This is a genomic window from Streptomyces sp. NBC_00464 (assembly GCF_036013915.1).
Taxonomy (GTDB): Bacteria; Actinomycetota; Actinomycetes; order Streptomycetales; family Streptomycetaceae; genus Streptomyces.
The window spans coordinates 6307929-6327604 of the sequence record NZ_CP107899.1 but is presented as its reverse complement, the minus strand read 5'-3'; the positions used below and the strand labels follow the sequence as shown (position 1 = coordinate 6327604).

16 protein-coding genes are annotated in these 19676 nt (G+C 71.6%); 2 read left to right on the top strand and 14 right to left on the bottom strand.

Going from position 1 to position 19676, the window contains the following annotated elements; genetic code table 11:
• From OG912_RS28500 to OG912_RS28440, 13 genes are all read right to left on the bottom strand, one after another.
• The gene (locus OG912_RS28500) at positions 1-1023 is read right to left on the bottom strand and encodes an ADP-ribosylglycohydrolase family protein (protein ID WP_326735388.1); all 1023 of its coding nucleotides are present in this window, start codon (positions 1021-1023) and stop codon (positions 1-3) included.
• Entirely contained in the window at positions 1020-1757 is a 738-nt protein-coding gene (locus OG912_RS28495) for an NUDIX hydrolase (RefSeq protein WP_327711828.1), read from the bottom strand. Before OG912_RS28495 ends, OG912_RS28500 begins: the two co-directional genes overlap by 4 nt.
• A complete protein-coding gene (locus OG912_RS28490) occupies positions 1754-2833 on the bottom strand; it encodes an AAA family ATPase (RefSeq protein ID WP_327711827.1) in 1080 nt (359 codons plus the stop codon). The genes OG912_RS28495 and OG912_RS28490 overlap by 4 nt, the downstream gene beginning before the upstream one ends.
• The gene (gene pnuC, locus OG912_RS28485) at positions 2830-3483 is read right to left on the bottom strand and encodes a nicotinamide riboside transporter PnuC (RefSeq protein WP_327711826.1); all 654 of its coding nucleotides are present in this window, start codon (positions 3481-3483) and stop codon (positions 2830-2832) included. Before pnuC ends, OG912_RS28490 begins: the two co-directional genes overlap by 4 nt.
• Before the next feature lie 154 nt (positions 3484-3637).
• A complete protein-coding gene (locus OG912_RS28480; RefSeq protein ID WP_327711825.1) occupies positions 3638-4837 on the bottom strand; it encodes a pseudouridine synthase in 1200 nt (399 codons plus the stop codon).
• Complete coding sequence (scpB, locus tag OG912_RS28475; RefSeq protein WP_327711824.1) at positions 4837-5484, bottom strand: SMC-Scp complex subunit ScpB; 648 nt, start codon at positions 5482-5484, stop codon at positions 4837-4839. Before scpB ends, OG912_RS28480 begins: the two co-directional genes overlap by 1 nt.
• On the bottom strand, positions 5481-6536 hold the full coding sequence (locus OG912_RS28470; protein ID WP_327711823.1) for a segregation and condensation protein A: 1056 nt from the start codon (positions 6534-6536) through the stop codon (positions 5481-5483). Before OG912_RS28470 ends, scpB begins: the two co-directional genes overlap by 4 nt.
• A 122-nt stretch (positions 6537-6658) precedes the next feature.
• Positions 6659-7261: a hypothetical protein gene (locus OG912_RS28465; protein WP_326740539.1), complete on the bottom strand. Its 603-nt coding sequence runs from the start codon at positions 7259-7261 to the stop codon at positions 6659-6661.
• The gene (locus OG912_RS28460; protein ID WP_326735395.1) at positions 7258-8376 is read right to left on the bottom strand and encodes a ParA family protein; all 1119 of its coding nucleotides are present in this window, start codon (positions 8374-8376) and stop codon (positions 7258-7260) included. The genes OG912_RS28465 and OG912_RS28460 overlap by 4 nt, the downstream gene beginning before the upstream one ends.
• A 368-nt stretch (positions 8377-8744) precedes the next feature.
• The gene (gene ald, locus OG912_RS28455; RefSeq protein WP_327713574.1) at positions 8745-9860 is read right to left on the bottom strand and encodes an alanine dehydrogenase; all 1116 of its coding nucleotides are present in this window, start codon (positions 9858-9860) and stop codon (positions 8745-8747) included.
• A gap of 143 nt (positions 9861-10003) precedes the next feature.
• Positions 10004-12067, bottom strand: coding sequence for a tetratricopeptide repeat protein (locus OG912_RS28450; RefSeq protein WP_327711821.1), 2064 nt, complete (start codon positions 12065-12067; stop codon positions 10004-10006).
• A 205-nt stretch (positions 12068-12272) separates the two neighbouring features.
• Complete coding sequence (locus OG912_RS28445) at positions 12273-12899, bottom strand: NUDIX hydrolase (protein ID WP_326735397.1); 627 nt, start codon at positions 12897-12899, stop codon at positions 12273-12275.
• 88 nt (positions 12900-12987) lie between these two features.
• Positions 12988-14649 carry a CTP synthase gene (locus OG912_RS28440; protein ID WP_327711820.1) on the bottom strand — a complete coding sequence of 554 codons (1662 nt, stop codon included), beginning with the start codon at positions 14647-14649 and terminating at the stop codon, positions 12988-12990.
• 407 nt (positions 14650-15056) lie between these two features.
• Here OG912_RS28440 and OG912_RS28435 point away from each other — a divergent pair, with 407 nt between their 5' ends.
• On the top strand, positions 15057-16859 hold the full coding sequence (locus OG912_RS28435) for a glycoside hydrolase family 15 protein (RefSeq protein ID WP_327713573.1): 1803 nt from the start codon (positions 15057-15059) through the stop codon (positions 16857-16859).
• 80 nt (positions 16860-16939) lie between these two features.
• Here OG912_RS28435 and OG912_RS28430 read toward each other — a convergent pair whose 3' ends face one another.
• A complete protein-coding gene (locus OG912_RS28430) occupies positions 16940-17866 on the bottom strand; it encodes a sulfurtransferase (protein WP_327711819.1) in 927 nt (308 codons plus the stop codon).
• Positions 17867-18046: 180 nt separating this feature from the next.
• On the opposite strand from OG912_RS28430, the gene OG912_RS28425 reads away from it, so the two are divergent.
• Positions 18047-19672 (top strand): PucR family transcriptional regulator, encoded by a 1626-nt coding sequence (locus OG912_RS28425; protein ID WP_327711818.1) that lies wholly within the window; start codon positions 18047-18049, stop codon positions 19670-19672.
• The last annotated feature ends 4 nt before the right edge of the window (positions 19673-19676 follow it).

Here is a 19676-nt window from a genome sequence, read left to right as displayed (position 1 = left end):
TCAAGCGTCCCAGAGCGCCCCCAGGGACAGGAGGTCGCTGCGGTACTCGATCCGCTCCGACCACTCCTTGGGCCAGGCCGCCGAGCCCAGATGCGCCCCGGCCAGCGCCCCGGTCAGGCAGCCGAGCGAGTCCGAGTCGCCCCGGGTGCAGGCGGCGCGGCGCAGGGCGGTGACGGGTTCGTCGGGGAAGAGCAGGAAGCAGTGCAGGGCCGTGGCGAGGGCGTCCTCGGCGACCCAGCCGTCGCCGGTGCTCTCACAGGGGTCGGTCTCCGGGGACGGGTGGCGCAGGGCGTCCTGGACCCGGGCCAGAGCGGTGAGGCACTCGTCCCAGCCGCGCTGGATGTACAGCTCGGGCGATGAGTCGCCCGCGTGGCGCCAGAGGTCGCCGAGCCAGCGGGTGAGGTAGCGGTTGCTGTTCTCGTACGCGTAGCTGCGCAGCTGCCCGATCAGGCCCATCGGCTCCGCGCCCTGCGCCAGCAGGTACACCGCGCGGGCCATCAGGTCGGAGGCGGCGAGTGCGGTCGGGTGGCCGTGGGTGAGCGCCGCCTGGAGCTGGGCGGCTCCCGCCCGCTGTTCCTCGCTCAGTCCGGGGACGAGGCCGACGGGTGCGACGCGCATGTTGGCGCCGCAGCCCTTGGAACCGGTCTGACTGGCCTCCTGCCAGAGGCGGTCACTGTCCAGCAGCCGGCAGGCGGTCATACAGGTGCGGCCGGGGGCGCGGTTGTTGTCGGGCGAGTGGTACCAGTCGACGAACTCGTCGCGCACCGGCCGTACGAGACGCAGCGGGGTGAGCAGTCCGCGGTCCATGGCGGTACGGATTCCGCGTCCGAGGGCCAGGGTCATCTGGGTGTCGTCGGTGACGATCGCGGGCTTCGGCAGCCGCATCTGGCGCCACGGCCCGCACTTGGCGAGGATCGAGGGGACGTTGTTGAACTCGGTGGGGAAGCCCAGGGCGTCGCCGAGCGCGAGCCCGGTCAGCGCGCCGGTGGCGGCCTGTTTGGTGAGGGTCCTGGTCACGATCACGTGCTTCTTCCTTCCGGTCGCAGCAGTGGGGGGTGCAGGGCGGTGGCGGCACCCGCCCGGTGGAGGGCGGCAGGTTTTCCCCGCCCTCCGGTGCGGCGCGGCGGTCCTTCCACGGCCTGGACGAATCCGGGTGTGGCAAGGACCTTGCGTCTGAAGTTGGGCCGGTCCAGCTCGACGCCCCAGACCGTCTCGTACACCTGCTGGAGCTCCCCCAGGGTGAATTCGGGCGGGCAGAACGCGGTGGCCAGGCAGGTGTATTCGAGTTTGGCGCCGATCCTGGCGCGGGCGTCGGCGAGGATCCGGTCGTGGTCGAAGGCGAGCGTGCCGAGCCCCCCGGCGTCCCACCACTGGGCGCTGGCCGCGTCTCCGCCGCCGCGTGGTTCGGGCAGATCGGGGACGAGGGCGGTGTAGGCGACGGAGACGACCCGCATCCTCGGGTCGCGGTCCGGGTCGCTGTAGGTGCGCAACTGCTCCAGGTGGAGGGCCGAGACGGTGTCCTCGGTCAGCCCCGTCTCCTCGGCCAGCTCCCTGCGGGCCGCAATGCCGGCGGACTCGCGGGGCAGCACGAAGCCGCCGGGCAGCGCCCAGCGGCCCCGGTACGGGTCCTCGCCGCGTTCGACGAGCAGGACGTGCAGACGTGACTCGCGGACCGTGAAGACGGCGAGGTCGACGGTGACGGCGAAGGGCTCGAAGGCGTGCGGGTCGTACCCCTCGGGGGCTGTGGCGTCGCTCATCGTCGCTCCGGGAGGGGTGCGGCGAAGTCCCAGCCGGTGGCGAGCAGCGCGTCGACGGCCGTGACGGCCGCGGTCAGACGGTCCTGGCGGCTGCCGGTGATCTCGGTGAACGTGCGTCCGGTACGGGTGAGTTCGGCCCGGAAGCGGTCGGTCATCCAGGGCCGCAGCTCCTCGCCGTCGCGCAGTCCGTCGTCCTCGAAGGCCACGCCCTCGTGGTCGGTGAGCAGCCACAGGTGGTGGGCGACCCGGTCGGCGGTCCGCTCGACCAGGGGGTTGCGGCCGCCGACGTACCGCTCGTGCCACACGGTCGTGGCGAAGGAGTCCGTGTCGCAGACGAGCAGCGGGGAGCCGGTGCGGGCGGCGGCCTCCTCACGGGCGTTCTGGGTCTCGGCGATGAGGGGGAAGTCGTGGGTGGTGAAGGAGACGTCCTCCCACTGGGCCTCGGGCCACCGGGCCCGCAGCGCGGCGAGCTTCTGTTCGCTGAACTCGCGCCCGTACTCGGCGACGTAGCCCGTGTGCGCCCAGATTCCGCCGCGCCGGCGGTAGTGCCCGGCGAGGTCGCGGGCCAGGGTGGTGGTGCCGGTGGACTCGGCGCCGAGGACGACGACGCGGCGGGTGAGCGCTGCCCGGACGGGCGGTTCGAGGTAGTCCCAGCAGCCGGCCGGGTCCGCGCGGACGGCGGTGCCGGAGACCGGGAAGACCGTGCGGCCGGGGTCCACGCAGACGGACTCGGCGCCGAAGCGACGGGCGAGTTCGTCCCCGTACGACTCCGAGGTGAAGACGGCGTCCACGGGCTCGGGCACGGCCTCGGTGAAGACGGCCATGTGGGCGTCCCAGATAGCCGGGTCGTGGAGATCCATCCGGGTGTCGTCGACGGCGCCCACCACCGTGACGTCCGGGTGTACCTCCCGCATCCACGCGACCCGGTCGGCGAGCGGCACCGATTCCACCGAGGCGGCGCAGACCAGCACCGTCAGCCGCTCGCAGCGGTCCCGGGCGGTGCGGACGAGGTGGTGGTGGCCGGCGTGCGGCGGATAGAACTTCCCGAGCACCAGCCCGTGTGCGAAGCGCTTCATGCCACTGCCTCCACGGGCTCCGGGGCGCGGACGGCGAGGTCCCGTGTCCAGTTGCGCAGGCCGATCAGGCACAGCGTCAGGAAGCCTGCGTACAGCAGCGAGGTCAGATAGAGCTCCTTGTACGCGTACAGCGGGATGTAGACCACGTCGGCGGCGATCCACAGCCACCACGACTCGACGAGCTTCCTGCACTGCCCGTACGTCGCCGCGAGCGACAGGGCGGTCGTCAGGGCGTCCCAGAAGGGGACCGTCGAGTCGGTGGCCCGGTCGAGCAGGACGGTCAGTACGAGAGTCCCCACCGCCCCTGCCACGAGCAGCCCGGTCCACTCGGTGCGGCTGGTGCGCCGCACCGGCAGGCCGTCGGCCCCTGGTCCACCCCCGTGGGTCCAGGTCCACCAGCCGTACGCGGCAAGGGCGATGAAGACGATCTGGAGGCCCGCGTCCGCGTACAGACCGGACTGGGTGAACAGCAGGATGAAGAAGACGTTGTTGGCGATGCCGATCGGCCAGTTGGCGAGGTGCTGGCGTGCCACGAGCCAGACGCACAGCGCCCCGCTGCCGAAGCCCAGCACCTCGGTCCAGCTGACCGGGGTGTCCAGAACCGTCACCAGGGGTTGCTGCAGGGGATCGAGTACGTCCGCGAGACTCACGCCCGCCTCCTTAATAGTCACTCTGACTATAAAGGCGGAACGAGGGCAGCAAAAGACCCGCGGCCGGTTCCTGTTCGAAAATCGAAATTCGAGAACCGGAACCGGCCGCGGGCCGTGAGCGGGGTGCGGGGCGTATACAGACCCGGCGGGTGGTCTACAGACCGACCTCGCGCATCAGCATGCCCACCTCGGTGTTGGTGAGCCGGCGCAGCCAGCCCGACTTCTGGTCGCCCAGCGGGATCGGCCCGAACGACGTACGCACGAGACGCTCGACGGGGAAGCCGGCCTCGGCCAGCATCCGGCGGACGATGTGCTTGCGGCCCTCGTGGAGGGTCACCTCGACGAGGTAGTTCTTGCCGGTGTTCTCGACGACGCGGAAGTGGTCGGCGCGGGCGTACCCGTCCTCCAGCTGGATGCCGTCCTTGAGCCGCTTGCCCAGGTCGCGCGGGAGCGGGCCCTGGATGGCGGCGAGGTAGGTCTTCTTCACGCCGTACTTCGGGTGGGTGAGACGGTGGGCCAGCTCGCCGTGGTTGGTGAGCATGATGATGCCCTCGGTCTCGGTGTCCAGCCGGCCGACGTGGAAGAGACGCGTCTCACGGTTGGTGACGTAGTCACCGAGGCACTGACGGCCGTCCGGGTCCTCCATGGAGGAGACGACACCGGCGGGCTTGTTCAGCGCGAAGAAGAGGTACGACTGGGTGGCGACCGTCAGGCCGTCCACCTTGATCTCGTCGTGGTGCACGTCGACGCGCATGCCCTGCTCGACGACGATCTCGCCGTTCACCTCGACGCGGGACTGCTCGATGAGCTCCTCGCACGCGCGGCGCGAGCCCATGCCGGCCCGGGCGAGGACCTTCTGCAGCCGCTCACCCTCCTGCTCGGCGCCCGGGTTGGTCCTGGGCGTGGTGATCGAGGGCTTGTCCGCGTACCTGTCGCGGTTGCGCTGCTCGATCTTGGCGTCGAGCTCGCGCGGGCGGGCCTGGGCGCCGTACGGGGTACGTCGCGGACCGCCGCTCCTGGCGGACCCGGGCGTCGCCGCCTTCGGGCCGCCCTTGGCGCCACCACGGGCCGACGCGCCGCGACCCTTGCGGGTGCCGCCGTCGCCGCCGGGCTTGTCGTTGCCCACGTCGTAGCGGCGCTCCTCGGGCCTGGGCCGGCGGGGGCGCTGCTCCTGCTTGTCGTCGCGCTCGGAGCCGGAGACCCGGGGGTTCGGGTTGCTGTTCCGGCCGGTGCCCGTGTTGTTCCTGCTGCTCCTGCCGCCGCCGCTGCCGCCGCTCCGGGCGCCGCCGCCACTGTTGCCGCCGCTCCTGCCGCCGGCGCCGCTGCTGCCGCTGTTCCTGCCACTGCTTCGCATCAAAATTCCGTCTTGTCGTGTGCGTGAGTATCCGGGGTGTCCGGTGCGTCCGGATCGAACGACGGCACACCCTCTAGCGTCTCAGCCTCGATCGCGTCCGCCTCGGGGAGGAAGGGCGCGAGCTCCGGGAGCTCGTCCAGGCCACGCAGGCCCATTCGCTCCAGAAAGTAGTTCGTCGTCCTGTACAGGATCGCACCTGTTTCGGGTTCCGCGCCCGCTTCCTCGACCAGACCCCTCTGCAGCAGGGTCCGCATGACCCCGTCACAGTTCACGCCGCGCACCGCGGAGACCCTCGACCGGCTCACCGGCTGGCGGTACGCGACGACCGCGAGGGTCTCCAGCGCCGCCTGGGTCAGCCGGGCGTGCTGGCCGTCCAGAACGAAGCCCTCGACCGCAGCCGCGTACTCCGGGCGCGTGTAGAAGCGCCAGCCGCCCGCGACCAGCCTGAGGTCGAAACCGCGGCGCTGCACGGTGTACTCGTCGGCCAGCTCCCGCAGCGCGTCCGCGACGGCCCGCCGGGGCCGCTCCAGCACCTTGGCCAGGTGTTCCTCGGTCGCGGGCTCGTCGACGACCATGAGGACGGCCTCCAGGGCCGGCTTGAGATCGAGACCTGCGACGGCGGAGCCGGTGACGTCCCGCTCACTCATGTCCTCACGTCCTGCTGCGCGTCGTGCACGTTCTGTGTCTCCTGGTCGAACTCGTCCATCACGGTGGGCTCGGCTCCCTCTCCCCCGGCCCAGCGCACCGTCAGCTCACCGAGCGCCTCGTCCTGGTCCAGGGCGACGGCCTTCTCCCGGTAGAGCTCCAGCAGGGCGAGGAACCGTGCGACGACGGTGAGGGTGTCCGGGGCGTCCTCGGTCAGCTCCCGGAAGCTGATCTCCCCCACTTCCCGCAGCCGCTCCACCACGATGGCGGCCTGCTCGCGCACGCTGACCAGAGGGGCGTGGATGTGGTCGATGTAGACCTGCGGCCTGGGCTTCGGCTGCATCGCCTTCACGGCGAGCCGCGCGAAGCCCTCGGCCCCGATGCTGATGACGACATCGGGCAGCAGCTCGGCGTGGTGCGGCTCCAGCCCGACGGTACGGGGGAAGCGGCGGCCCTCCGATTCGAGGCGGGCACTGAAGATCTCGGCGATGCGCTTGTACGCGCGGTACTGCAGCAGCCGCGCGAAGAGCAGATCCCTGGCCTCCAGGAGCGCCAGGTCGCCCTCGTCCTCCACCTCGGCGGCGGGCAGCAGCCGGGCGGCCTTCAGGTCCAGGAGAGTCGCGGCGACGACGAGGAACTCGGTGGTCTGGTCGAGGTCCCAGTCCGGTCCCATGGCCCGGATGTGCGCCATGAACTCGTCGGTGACCTTGGAAAGGGCGACCTCGGTCACATCCAGCTTGTGCCTGGAGATCAGCTGGAGCAGGAGATCGAACGGCCCCTCGAAGTTCGCCAGCCGGACGGTGAAACGCCCGTCGTCGGGGGTGGGGCCGGGTACGGGGGCGGGGTCTGCGTCGCCGGGTACGGGATCCGGGACACCGGGCCCGGGTACGGGATCCGAGGTTCCGGGCCCGGCCGCGGGGGCATCGTCCGCCTCGGTCTCCGGGGCGACGCCCTCCACCTCCGGCCCGTCCCGGTCCTGGGGCGCGGGTCCGCCGCCCGGCCCGCGGCCCAGGGGGCGGCGGGAAGTGCGGGCGGGCTGGTCGGGTGGGGGCATGGAGATCCAGGGTGCGACGGTACATGGACAGCGCCGGCGGGCGGCGGCCCGTACGGGACGGGCCGCGCCGCTCGGCCGTCGGCCGGCGGCCGCCCTCCGGCAGGCTACCGGCGCCGCACCGCTCAGCGGCCGCGCAGCCGCCGTACGAGGATGCTCGCGTCGCCCCGCGACTCCAGGTCCGCGAGGACCACGGCGACGGCCTCACGGACGATGCGTCCGCGGTCGACGGCAAGGCCGTGCTCGCCGCGCAGCACGAGACGCGCGTGTTCGAGGTCCATCAGCTCCTCGGCGGAGACGTAGACCGTGATCTTCTCGTCGTGGCGCTCCCGGCCGCTGGGCCGCCGGTTCGCCCCGCGCCCGCCGCCCCGTCTGCGCTGCTGCTGCACGACAGGGGCGGGAACCGGTTCCTGTGACGACGGCGGCTGCGGGCGGCGGCCGGCCTGTGCGGCCACCGCGACACGGTCGTTCTCACCGCCGCGGCTGCGCGAGCCGCCGGCATTGGCGTCGGTGTCCGCCGCGGAGTGCTCCTCCTGCGAGGAGGGAGCCGCACCTGCGGAGGCTTCGGAGCCCTCCCCCGGCGCGCCGTCCCCGGGATCCCCCTCGCCGGCCGGAGCCGGTACCCGGGCCTCGCCGTTCGCCCTGCGCCGCCGCTCCGCGGGGGACGAGGACTGCAGCCCCATCCCCCCGGTGGTACGGAACAGTTCGTCGGCCCCAGGCAGACTCACTCGGCGTGACACCGGGCGAGCACCTCCCTGGCGAGCTGGCGATAGGCGGCGGCACCGACCGAGTTGGAGGCGTACGTGGTGATGGGCTCACCGGCGACCGTGGTCTCCGGGAAGCGGACCGTGCGCCCGATGACCGTGTGGTAGACGTGGTCGTCGAAGGCCTCGACGACGCGCGCGAGGACCTCGCGGCTGTGCACCGTACGGGAGTCGTACATGGTGGCGAGGATGCCGTCGAGCTCCAGTTCCGGGTTGAGCCGCTCCTGGACCTTCTCGATGGTCTCGGTGAGGAGCGCCACACCGCGCAGCGCGAAGAACTCGCACTCGAGCGGCACTATCACCTTGTGCGCGGCGGTCAGGGCGTTCACCGTCAGCAGGCCGAGCGAGGGCTGACAGTCGATCACGATGTAGTCGTAGTCGGCCATCAGCGGCCTCAGGGCGCGCTGCAGCGTGGACTCGCGGGCCACCTCGCTGACCAGCTGGACCTCGGCGGCCGACAGGTCGATGTTGCTCGGCAGCAGGTCCATGTTGGGCACGGCGGTCTTCAGGAGGACGTCGTCGGCCGTCATACCCCGCTCCATGAGCAGGTTGTAGACGGTGAGGTCGAGCTCCATCGGGTTGACGCCGAGGCCGACCGACAGGGCTCCCTGCGGGTCGAAGTCGACGAGCAGGACACGCCGGCCGTACTCCGCGAGCGCGGCACCCAGGTTGATGGTCGACGTGGTCTTGCCGACGCCGCCCTTCTGGTTGCACATCGCGATGATCTTCGCGGGACCGTGATCGGTCAGCGGGCCCGGGATCGGGAAGTAGGGCAGAGGCCGGCCGGTCGGGCCGATCCGCTCACGGCGCTGCCGGGCGGCGTCGGGCGCGAGGGTGGCCGCGTACTCCGGATCGGGCTCGTACTCGGCGTCTGGGTCGTAGAAGTGCCCCTGGGGCGCTTCGTCGAAGTCGGCGAAGTGGGCGGTGTCCCGGCCACTCTCGTTGCCGGCCATGGCGTTCACGTGTAGGCCGTCCATCATCTGGGGGGCTGTCGTCATGTGCTGGTGGGTGGCGAAGGTGCGGACAGCGACGGAGCCGACAGCCTCCAGCCCGTTCGGGCTCTGGCCCCGCGCAGGCATCCCTGGATGAACACCCCCGGGAGTAAATGTCGACTCATTCACAAGTCGTCTTACCTCCTTGGACGTGACCAGGAAACTTATCGATAGGTCAGCGTGGCACCATGCCGACGATTGGCGACTCTATGGCGTGTCACCGGTCCGCAGCAACACAATCCGCCGGACCCGGCCCGATGTGTCGGCAATCGAACACCCCGCTGTCAAGGGCATGCAGCCCCCCGGGCACACTTTTCGAAGGTGCACGAATCGGTTAAAGGGTTACGTTCGAGGCGAGTTGCGCGGGGCTCCCAGGGGGCCCGACACGTGTCCGGCCGGACCTTGCTCGGCAAGGTCCGGCCGGACACGTGAGGTTGACGGAAGGCGTTGACCCGTCAGCCGAGAAGCGTGCTCAGTTCGACGTGGTCGAGGCCGTGCGCCTCGGCCACCTCGCGGTAAACGACCTGCCCGTCATGGGTGTTGAGCCCCTTGGCGAGCGCGGCGTCACGGCGCAGCGCCTCGACCCAGCCCCGGTTGGCGAGCTCCACGATGTAGGGCAGCGTCGCGTTGGTGAGGGCGTACGTCGAGGTGTTCGGGACCGCGCCCGGCATGTTCGCGACGCAGTAGAACACCGAGTCGTGAACCATGAAGGTCGGCTCGGCGTGCGTCGTCGGGTGCGAGTCCTCGAAGCAACCGCCCTGATCAATTGCAATGTCGACAAGTACACTTCCGGGCTTCATCTTGGCGACGAGCTCGTTGGTGACCAGCTTCGGGGCCTTCGCGCCGGGGATCAGCACGGCACCGACGACGAGGTCGGCCTCGACGACGGCCTTCTCCAGTTCGAAGGCGTTGGAGACGACCGTCTGCACCTTGGTGCCGAAGATCTTGTCGGCCTCGCGGAGCTTGTTGATGTCCTTGTCGAGCAGGGTGACGTGGAAGCCGAGACCGACGGCGATCTGCGTGGCGTTCCATCCGGAGACGCCGCCGCCGATGACGACGGCCCGGCCGGCCGCCGTGCCCGGGACGCCGCCGGGCAGCACGCCGCGGCCGCCGACGGAACGCATCAGGTGGTACGCGCCGACCTGCGGGGCCAGCCGGCCGGCGACCTCGGACATCGGGGCGAGCAGCGGCAGTGCGCGGTTCGCGGTCTCGACGGTCTCGTAGGCGATGGCGGTGGTGCCGGACTCCAGGAGAGCGTCCGTGCACGCGCGGGAGGCGGCGAGGTGCAGGTACGTGAAGAGGGTCTGGTCCTTGCGGAGGCGGTGGTACTCCTCGGCAACCGGCTCCTTGACCTTCAGCAGCAGGTCCGCGGTGGCCCAGACCTCGTCGGCGGTGGGCAGGATCTGCGCCCCGGCGGCGACGTACTCCTCGTCCGTGATGGAGGAGCCCGCCCCGGCGTTCTCCTCGACGACGACCTGGTGGCCGTGGCGGACGAGCTCGTGCACACCGGCAGGCGTGATCGCCACGCGGAACTCGTTGTTCTTGACTTCGCGGGGGATGCCGACCTTCACGTCGATCACGGTCCTTGGCTCAGAGAGTTACCCGGGCATAGCTGTACATACCCGGATATACGCAGCGTAAATGGAGACACCGCGAACACCCGCGGCAGAGCCAGTCTAATGAAGGGCTTCTCGCTGTCTAGCCTTACAAAGCATTAATTTTCTGTCGTCGCACTACGGATTTCGTAGGCTGCACTCTCTTCGCCCAGCAATCTCTCGGCCGCACCCCTGTGCAGGCCTGCGGCTGCGGGGTCGCCGAGGCGGTCGAGGGTGTCGGCCAGCCGGAGCTCCAGCGCGGCCTGCAGGCGCAGGTCCTTGGCCTGGCGCGCCCACTCCACGGCCTCCCGGCACGTCTGCAGCGACTCCTGCGGACGGCCCGCGTACTCCTGGACCCGGGCAACCTCACTGAGCGCCCGCGCCTGGGCGGGCACATCGCCGAGCCTGCGGTAGCCGGCCGCTGCCGCCCGCCAGTTCCGCAGCGCCTCGCCGTACCGTCCGGCGTAGGTGTGGACGGTGCCGAGCCGCCCGTAGAGCCGCGCCTCGTCGGCCCGCTCACCCTGGGTGAGCCGCTGGGCGAGCGCCCGCCCGTACCAGTCGGAGGCCCGGTGGAAGTCGCCCAGCTCCGCGTAGGCGCCGCCCACGGATTCCATGGCGCGGCCGGTGGCGTACGGATCCTTGGCGGCCCGCCCGGCGTCCAGTGCGGCCCGGTAGCGGGCCAGCGCCTCGCGGGTCCGGCCGGTCCCGGCGTCCAGATCGGCAAGGTTGAGCAGCGCGGCCGCCCGCTCCCGTGGCAGATCACGCCGCTCCGCGACGGCCAGCACCAGACCGTGCAGTCCATAGAGCTCGGGCGCGGCCGCCTCGGTGCCCTCGTGCGCAGCCAGCGCCCGCACCAGGGCCGCCACCAACCGCCTTGCCAGAGTGTCGAGTTCACCGTCCTCGACGGCGATCCTGGCGGAGGCGACCAGTGCGGGCCTGCGGGTCCGCAGCCAGCCGGCGGCCGCCTCGGGGCCGGGGAACCGCAAGGAGCGCGGCAGCCCGGCGAGCTTGCGCCGGGCCGGGGAGCCTTCGGGTTCGGTGACCGCGCGGCAGGACTGGAGCAGGCGCACGGTGCGCTCCAGCATCCGGGCCCGGGCGAGCTGGATCTCGGCCGGGCGGTCCCGGTCCTCCAGCAGTGCCCGCAACAGCGCAGCGAGGCAGCCGGGCACCTCGTACTGCGGCTGCTCGGCCCCGTCGCTGCGCAGCAGCCCCAGCCGTACGAAGTCGTCGAGCGTGGTCCGGGCCGCCGAGACGGAACAGCCGGCGAGCGCGGAGGCGGTGTGGGCGTCGGCGAGCCCGGCCGGGGCGAGGGCGAGCAGCCGCAGTATCCGGGCGGCGGTCGGCGGCAGCGAGTCGTGGACCAGCCGGAAGGCGCGGGCCAGCGGGCGGGCGCCGGTGGGCTGCTCGGTGTCGTCGGGCAGTTCCCGCAGCTGCTTGGTGACATCGGCGACCGAGGCCGTCGGGTGGGTGGCCAGCCAGCCCCCGATCATGACCAGAGCGGCGGGCTGCCCACCGCACTCCTCCGCCAGGGTCTCGGCCGTCAGCGGGTCGACGGTGATCCTGACCTGGCCGATCGCACGGGCGAGCAGCTCGACGGCGGAGCCCACGTCCAGGCCTCCGATGGTGCAGGGCCGGACGCCTGGGATGCCGGTCAGCGGTCCCTGTGCGGTGGCGATGACGAGGCAGTCCGGGTTGTCCGGCAGCAGCGGGTCGACCTGCTCGGCGTCGGTCGCGTCGTCGAGCAGAAGCAGGACGCGGCGTACGGCGAGCGCCTCGCGGACCATCTCGGACAGTTCGTCCGCGTCGGCTCCGGGTGGTCCGGCCACGTCCAGCCCGCGCAGGAGTTCACGCGCGGCACGGTCGGCGGGGACGGGGGTGCCATCGGGTTCGGTGAGCCGGACACGGACCGGCCCGTCGGGGTAGTCGCCCGTGCCGAGCAGTCGGCGGGTGAGTTCACCGGCCAGTGCGCTGCGGCCGGAACCGGGGCGTCCGGCGATCAGCAGGACCCGGGCCCGGCCGCTCTTGCGTCCGGCCATGGTGTCCAGTCCGGCCCGTTCGATATCGGCCCGCAGTTCCTTCAACTCGCGCTCACGCCCGAAGAATCGGGGTGGTTCGACGGCGGCCGGCTCCTCGGTCCCCGCTGCCTCGGCCGGGTCGCTGGTGTCCACCGCCTGATCCGTCACGGGCCACGCTCCACTTCGCTGCACGCGTCGCCCGCCGGGACTCCGGTCAGGGCGTTCCGAGCGTAGTTCAGGCGAGTGGGCGAATCAGGTGGAGCGCGGCGGGGAGGTCCCCCGATCGGATCAGCATTTTTTCCGATCGGGGGACACGTGGGAGTGTCCGCACGGGCACGCGCGAGCGTCTCCCCCCGCAATTCCCGACGGACCGTCAGGCCTCGAACGGCCGGGCGGGCCAGGGTGCCTCCGCAGGCCGCAGCGAGTCGGTCCCGCCACCCGCGAGCGCCGCCGCGAGCGAGAGCACGCCCATCACCAGGCAGCTGTTGTGCAGGTCCCCGGCGAGGACACCCCGCACGAGATCCTGGAGCGGCACCCGGGCCACCTCCATGTCGGCCTCCTCCTCGGAGACCTCGAAGCGCTCCCCGTCCGCTTCGGAGATGTTCCGGGCGAGGAAGATCCGTACGGCCTCGTCGGAGCCGCCGGGCGACGTGTAGACGTCGGTCAGCACCCGCCAGTCCTCGGCCTTGACGTACGCCTCCTCGTAGAGCTCGCGCTGCGCGGCGTGCAGCGGGTTCTCACCGGGGATGTCGAGGAGTCCGGCCGGAATCTCCCACAGCTTCTGGCGCACCGGATGGCGGTACTGGCGCAGCACGAGGACACGGTCCTCGGCGTCGAGCGCCAGCACGGCGACCGAGCCGGGGTGGACCTGGTAGTCGCGGCGCGCGATCGTGCCGTCGGGCATCTCCACGTCATCGGTACGGACGCTGGTCTTGTTGCCCCGGAACGGAGTCTCGGTCGCGGTGACCGGCCATTCCTCGGGCGTGTCCTGGAAACCCATCTACGTCCTCCCACAAAAAACAGTGACCGGGGTACGCGTCCTCGAAGGATGCGTACCCCGGCCAACCGTAACGCCTGCGGGGCTGCCGTTACTTGCCCGGCTTGGTGCCCGTCTTGCGCGCGACGGCCGCCTTCACCAGGCCCGCGAAGAGCGGGTGCGGGCGGGTCGGGCGGGAGCGCAGCTCCGGGTGCGCCTGGGTGGCGACCAGGTAGGGGTGGACCTCGCGCGGGTACTCGACGTACTCGACGAGCTTGTTGTCCGGGGAGGTGCCGGAGAAGACCAGACCGGCCTTCTTCTCCAGCTCGGCGCGGTAGGCGTTGTTGACCTCGTAGCGGTGACGGTGACGCTCGTCCACGTACGGCTGGTCGCCGTAGGCCTCACGGACCAGCGAGCCCTCGGCGAGCTTCGCGGGGTACAGGCCGAGCCGCATGGTGCCGCCCAGGTCACCCGCGCCCTCGACGTACGCCAGCTGCTCCTCCATCGTCGAGATGACGGGGTGGGCGGTGGCGGCGTCGAACTCGGTGGAGTTGGCGTCGGGGATCTCGGCGAGGTTGCGCGCCGCCTCGATCACGATGCACTGCAGGCCCAGGCAGAGGCCGAGCAGCGGCACCTTGTTCTCGCGGGCGTACTGGATGGCGCCGACCTTGCCGATGACGCCGCGCTCGCCGAAACCGCCGGGGATGCAGATGGCGTCGACATCGCCGAGCTGCTTCTTGGCACCGGCCGGGGTCTTGCAGTCGTCGGAGGCGACCCACTTGACCTTGACGCGGGCCTTGTTCGCGAAGCCGCCGGCCCGGATGGCCTCGGTGACCGAGAGGTAGGCGTCGGGCAGGTCGATGTACTTGCCGACCAGGGCGACGGTGACCTCGTGGTCGGGGTTGTGGACGCGGTCCAGCAGATCCCCCCAGGTGGTCCAGTCGACGTCACGGAACGGCAGGTCGAGCTTGCGCACGACGTAGGCGTCCAGGCCCTCGGAGTGGAGCACCTTCGGGATGTCGTAGATCGACTTGGCGTCCGGGCAGGCCACCACGGCCGCCTCGTCGACGTCGCACATCAGCGAGATCTTGCGCTTGATGGCGGTCGGTACGTCGCGGTCGGCGCGCAGCACGATGGCGTCCGGCTGGATACCGATGTTGCGCAGGGCGGCCACCGAGTGCTGGGTGGGCTTGGTCTTGAGCTCGCCGGACGGGCCGATGTAGGGCAGCAGCGAGATGTGCACGACGAAGACGTTGTCCCGGCCGACCTCGTGGCGGACCTGGCGGACGGTCTCCAGGAACGGCAGCGACTCGATGTCGCCGACCGTGCCGCCGACCTCGGTGATGACGACGTCGACGTCGTCGGTGGCCATGCGGCGGATGCGGTGCTTGATCTCGTTGGTGATGTGCGGGATGACCTGCACGGTGTCACCGAGGTACTCGCCGCGCCGCTCCTTGGCGATGACCTGCGAGTAGACCTGGCCGGTGGTGACGTTGGCGGAGCCGTCGAGGTCCACGTCGAGGAAACGCTCGTAGTGGCCGATGTCCAGGTCGGTCTCGGCGCCGTCGTTGGTGACGAACACCTCGCCGTGCTGGAAGGGGTTCATCGTGCCCGGGTCGACGTTCAGGTACGGGTCGAGCTTCTGCATGGTGACCCGAAGGCCGCGCGCCTTGAGCAGGGCACCGAGGCTGGAGGCAGTCAGACCCTTGCCGAGGGAAGAGGCGACACCCCCGGTGACGAAGATGTGCTTGGTCGTCGTGGATGTGGGCTGCATAGCCAAAGGGGGCTCCCGTGGTCGCGATCGTAAGGTGCGTACCGGCGTTGCCGTCCAGAGATTCCGGAGGCGCCGTCGCTGCGGTTCGGGGGCCTCGTCTGCTGTCGTCAGACGACCACCGGTCCACGGGCTACCAGGGTATCAGCGACCAGGGGAGCCTGCTTCCGGCCACTCCCGGCACATCAACCGCACAGGATCACCGCACCTCTCTCACGCCCCACCCGTTCGGCTCATCTCTGTTGCCGAGAGCGGCGCGCGGATCACCCAGGTGCGTCGTATCCTGCTCGGACACTCGCTCCGGGCGAGGTACGAGCTCGCAGGTTCCCCCACATCAACCCCTTGCAACGACCTCTTGACCCGCAGTAAGCGCCCTACGGGGCGACATGGCCGTTCGACTGGAGATGCACGTGGCCGGGCGCATCGAGGATTACGCACTCATCGGAGACATGCAGACCGCCGCCCTGGTCTGCCGGGACGGCACGGCCGACTGGCTGTGCCTGCCCCGCTTCGACTCACACGCCGTCTTCGCGGGGCTGCTGGGCACCGAGGAGCACGGCTTCTGGCGCCTGGGGCCGGCCCGCGCGGAGGGCGCGGAACCGCCGTCGGCGGACCGTCGCCGCTATCGCGGGGACTCACTGATCCTGGAATCGGAATGGGACACGCCACGCGGCACGGTCAGAGTGACCGACTTCATGCCGCCACGTGACGGCGCGCCGCAGCTGATCCGGATCGTGGAGGGAATCAGCGGCCGGGTGCCGATGCGCTCGGAGCTGCGGATGCGGTTCAGCTACGGGCGCGTCACCCCGTGGGTGCACAAGGTGGACGGCCGTACGGTCGCCGTCGCGGGACCGGACTCGGTCTGGCTGGACACCTCCGCGGAGACCTTCGGCGAGAACCTGACGACGTATTCCGACTTCACCGTCGCCCCCGGTGACCGGATCGCGTTCACGATCAGCTGGCAGCCCTCGCACCGCGAGCCGCCCGCGCTCCCGGACCCGGAGGGCTCTTTGGAGGCCACCGCGGACTTCTGGCGCGAGTGGGTCGACCAGTGCACGTACCACGGCCCCTACCGCGAGGCCGTGGTCCGCTCGCTGATCACTCTGAAGGCCCTGACGTACGCGCCGACCGGCGGCATCGTCGCCGCGCCGACCACCTCCCTGCCGGAGGACATCGGGGGTTCCCGCAACTGGGACTACCGCTACACCTGGCTGCGCGACGCCGCGATCACCCTCTCCTCGCTGCTGCGCACCGGTTACCGCGAGGAGGCCCGTGCCTGGCGCGAGTGGCTGCTGCGGGCGGTGGCGGGCGACCCCGAGAACCTGCAGATCATGTACGGCATCGCGGGCGAGCGTGAGCTGGGCGAGGCGGAGCTGGAGTGGCTGCCCGGTTACGAGAACTCCGGCCCGGTCCGGGTCGGCAACGGCGCCGCGGGCCAGCTCCAGCTGGATGTGTACGGCGAGGTCACCGAGGCGCTGCACCTGGCGCACATGACGGGACTGACCCGTAACGACTACGCGACCGGGCTCCAGCTCAAGCTGATCGAGTACCTGGAGAAGCACTGGGACGAGCCGGACGAGGGCATCTGGGAGGTGCGCGGTCCGCGCCGGCACTTCGTGCACTCCAAGGTGATGGCCTGGGTCGCGGTCGACCGGACGATCAAGCTGATCGAGTCCGGCGACACGGACGGACCGCTGGAGAAGTGGCGCGAGCTGCGCGACGACATCCACCGCGACGTCTGCGAGCGGGGCTACGACAAGGAGCGCAACACCTTCACCCAGTCCTACGGGTCGAAGGAGCTGGACGCCTCGCTGCTGCTGATCCCGCAGATGGGCTTCCTGCCGCCCGACGACAAGCGGGTCATCGGCACGATCGAGGCGATCCAGCGGGAGCTGTCCACCGAGGACGGCTTCGTGCTCCGCTACCCCACCTCGGGTGAGAACGCGGGCGTGGACGGCCTGGAGGGCGACGAGGGCGCGTTCCTGGCGTGTTCGTTCTGGCTGGCGGACGACCTGGCGATGATCGGCCGCGTCGACGAGGCCCGCCAGCTCTTCGAGCGGCTGCTGTCCCTGCGCAACGACCTGGGCCTGCTGGCCGAGGAGTGGGACGCGCGGCTGCAGCGCCAGGTGGGCAACTTCCCGCAGGCGTTCAGCCATGTGCCGCTGATCGACACGGCGTTGCGGCTGACGGCCAGTGGGGCGTACGTGGGCTGACCGGCCGGGCTGCGGTGAGCCGGACGGCTCACCGCAGCGCCCGCCACGGTCAGGTGACCGGCACCGCGGCAGTGCCGTGGTCAGCCGGCCGCCGCCTCCTGGTCCGTCACCACCGGGCGGAGCTCCGACGGCAGCCCCCACTCGCTCCATGAGCCGTCGTACACCGCCAGGTCGCGGTATCCGGCCAGTTCGGCGCCCAGCGTCAGGACGCAGGCGGTGACACCCGATCCGCAGCTGAAGAGCAGCCGCTCCCGGTCCTGCGCCAGAGCGGTGAACGCGGCCCGCAGTTCCGCCGCCGGACGCATCCGGCCCTCGTGCTGGATCTCGCCGAAGGGCAGATTGACCGCCCCGGGCATATGGCCGCCGCGCAGGCCCTCGCGGGGCTCGGGAGCGGTCCCCTCGAAGCGCTCCCGGGACCGCGCGTCGAAGACCGCGGATGCCGGATCGGTGAGGGCCGCCGCCACCGCGTCCGCGCCCACGAGCAGCCCCGCGCGCGGCCTGGCCGTGAAGTCACCGCGCTCCGCGGGGGCCGCGGGGGCGCCGTCCTCCATCGGCAGTCCGGCAGCCGCCCAGCCGGGCAGTCCCCCGTCGAGCACCGCGGCCCGGTCGAAGCCCATCGCCCGGAGCATCCACCAGGCCCGGGCGCTGGAGTAGATGCCCACCGCGTCGTAGACCACGACCGTGTCGCCGTCGTGGAGGCCCAGGGAGCGCAGCTCCTCGGTGAACGGCCCGGCATCGGGCATGGTGTGCGGCAGCGGCCCCGTGTGGTCGGAGAGCGCGCCGTCGAGGTCGAACGGCCGCGCCCCCACGATCCGCTCCGCGGCCCCCCGGTGCGCGCCGACCGAGGCGTCGAGGACCAGCAGCCCCGGCGACCCGAGCCGCCGGGCGAGCCAGTCGGCGCCGACGAGCGGGCCGGGCGGAGGGTCCTCGTGCGGCGGGACGCTCGGGCGGCCCGCTCCAGAACCGTGACCGGCCCGGTCCCCGTAGGCCGGCGCCTCGTCGCCCATGCTTCCTCGCCCTCGTCCCGGTGTCGGAATTCTCAAGATCGCAGCGGGTGACGGCCCTGTCAACGGCGTACCGCCCCGACGAAGCCTCCGGAGCTCAGGGCCGGTACCTTCCTGACCAGGGGCGACCGCAAACCGTGCGACCGCCCGGTCCGACCGACGCGAAGCGCGAGGCCAGAGCCAGTGGAGACCCAAGGCGGCATCACCGTGCAGCGAGCCCTTGAGCTGCCGGGGCTGCGCAGCGGCCTCCCCGAAGTGGTGATCGGAGCCGACCGGCTCGGCCGCACCGTGCGCTGGGTGCACGCGGGCGAGGTCCCCAACATCGCGTCGCTGCTCAAGGGCGGTGAGCTGCTCCTCACCACCGGTCTGGGGCTCGGCACCCGCCCCGCCGAGCAGCGGGCGTTCGTCCGCCGGCTCGCCGACCGCGGCATCGCCGCGCTCGTGGTGGAGCTGGGTCCGCGCTTCAGCAGGCTGCCGTCGTCGATCGTGGACGCCGCCCGCGCGGCCGGGCTGCCCCTGGTCCAGTTGCACCGCGAGGTGCCGTTCGTGACGGTGACGGAGGAGATCCACACCGAGATCGTCAACGGCCACTACGCGCTCCTGCAGCAGGCCGAGGAGGTCCACCGGCGCTGCACCCAGGCGCTGCTCGGTGGCGGCGGGGTGCCCCAGGTGCTCGGCATCCTGGCGGATTTCACGGCCAACCCGGTCTTCCTGGAGACGGCCGACGGCCAGCTGCTGTACGCGGCGGGCACCGAGTCCGGCCCGGTCTCCGCCGACCCGCTCCAGGTCTGGGACGGAATGCGGGGCGGCCGTGCGGCCCGTGAGTCGCCACCGGTCGGATCGGTGCTGGTGGATGTGCCGGGCGGTGGCCCGGGAACCGGCTCGGTGCGGGCCAGACTGGTCCTGCTGGCGGTGGACGGGCCGCTGGTGCCGGTGCACCGGATGGCGGCGGAGCGGGCCGCGGGCCTCCTCGCGGTGGTGCTGATGCAGGCCCGCCAGGAGGAGGAGCTCGCGGCGCGCGGCCGCGGTGACTTCCTCACCGACCTCGCGGAGGGCCGGATCACTCCCGAGGACGCGCCGGCGCAGGCCCGCGTGCTGGGTTTCAAGCCGGGCGAGATGCCGCTGCTGCCCGTGGTGATGCGGCTGGCCCCGGAGCTCTCCCCCTCCGGCAACTGGGCGCTGCTGGCGCGCGCGGTCCTGGAGGAGCTGTCCTCGGTGGGGGTGCCGGTGCTGCTCGGGGTGCGGCCGGTGGAGGGCCGGGTGCCGCTGCTGCTGGGGCTGCGTACGGAGACGGAACGTACGGCGGTGGCCGACCGGGTCGCCGCGGCGTTGCGGGCCGGCGTGGAGCGGGCCGGTCTGGAGCGGGCGGGTTCCCATCCCCCCGTCGTGGTCGTCGGGGTGGCGGGTGGCTGGGCGGCGGCCGGTGCGGGGCTGCGGCATGCGGCGGAGACGGCCACGGCGGCGCAGGGGCTCGGCGACCGGCCGTGGTACGACGCCCGGCAGCTCGACATCGATCTGCTGCTGTGGCGGCTGCGGGACCATCCGGATCTGGCGGCTTTCGTCGAGCGGGCGATCGGCCCGCTGCGCGATCACGACCGGACCTCGCGTCCGCCGCTGCTGCCCACGCTGGAAACGTATCTGGCCCATGCGGGCCGCAAGGCGGAGACGGCGCGCGAACTGCATCTGAACCGCCAGACGCTGTACAACCGGCTGGCCCGCATCGGTGACCTGCTCGGCACCGATCTGGACGACCCGCAGGCCGTCCTGGCGCTGAGCCTGGCCCTGCGCGCCCGCCGCCACGCGACGTGACCGG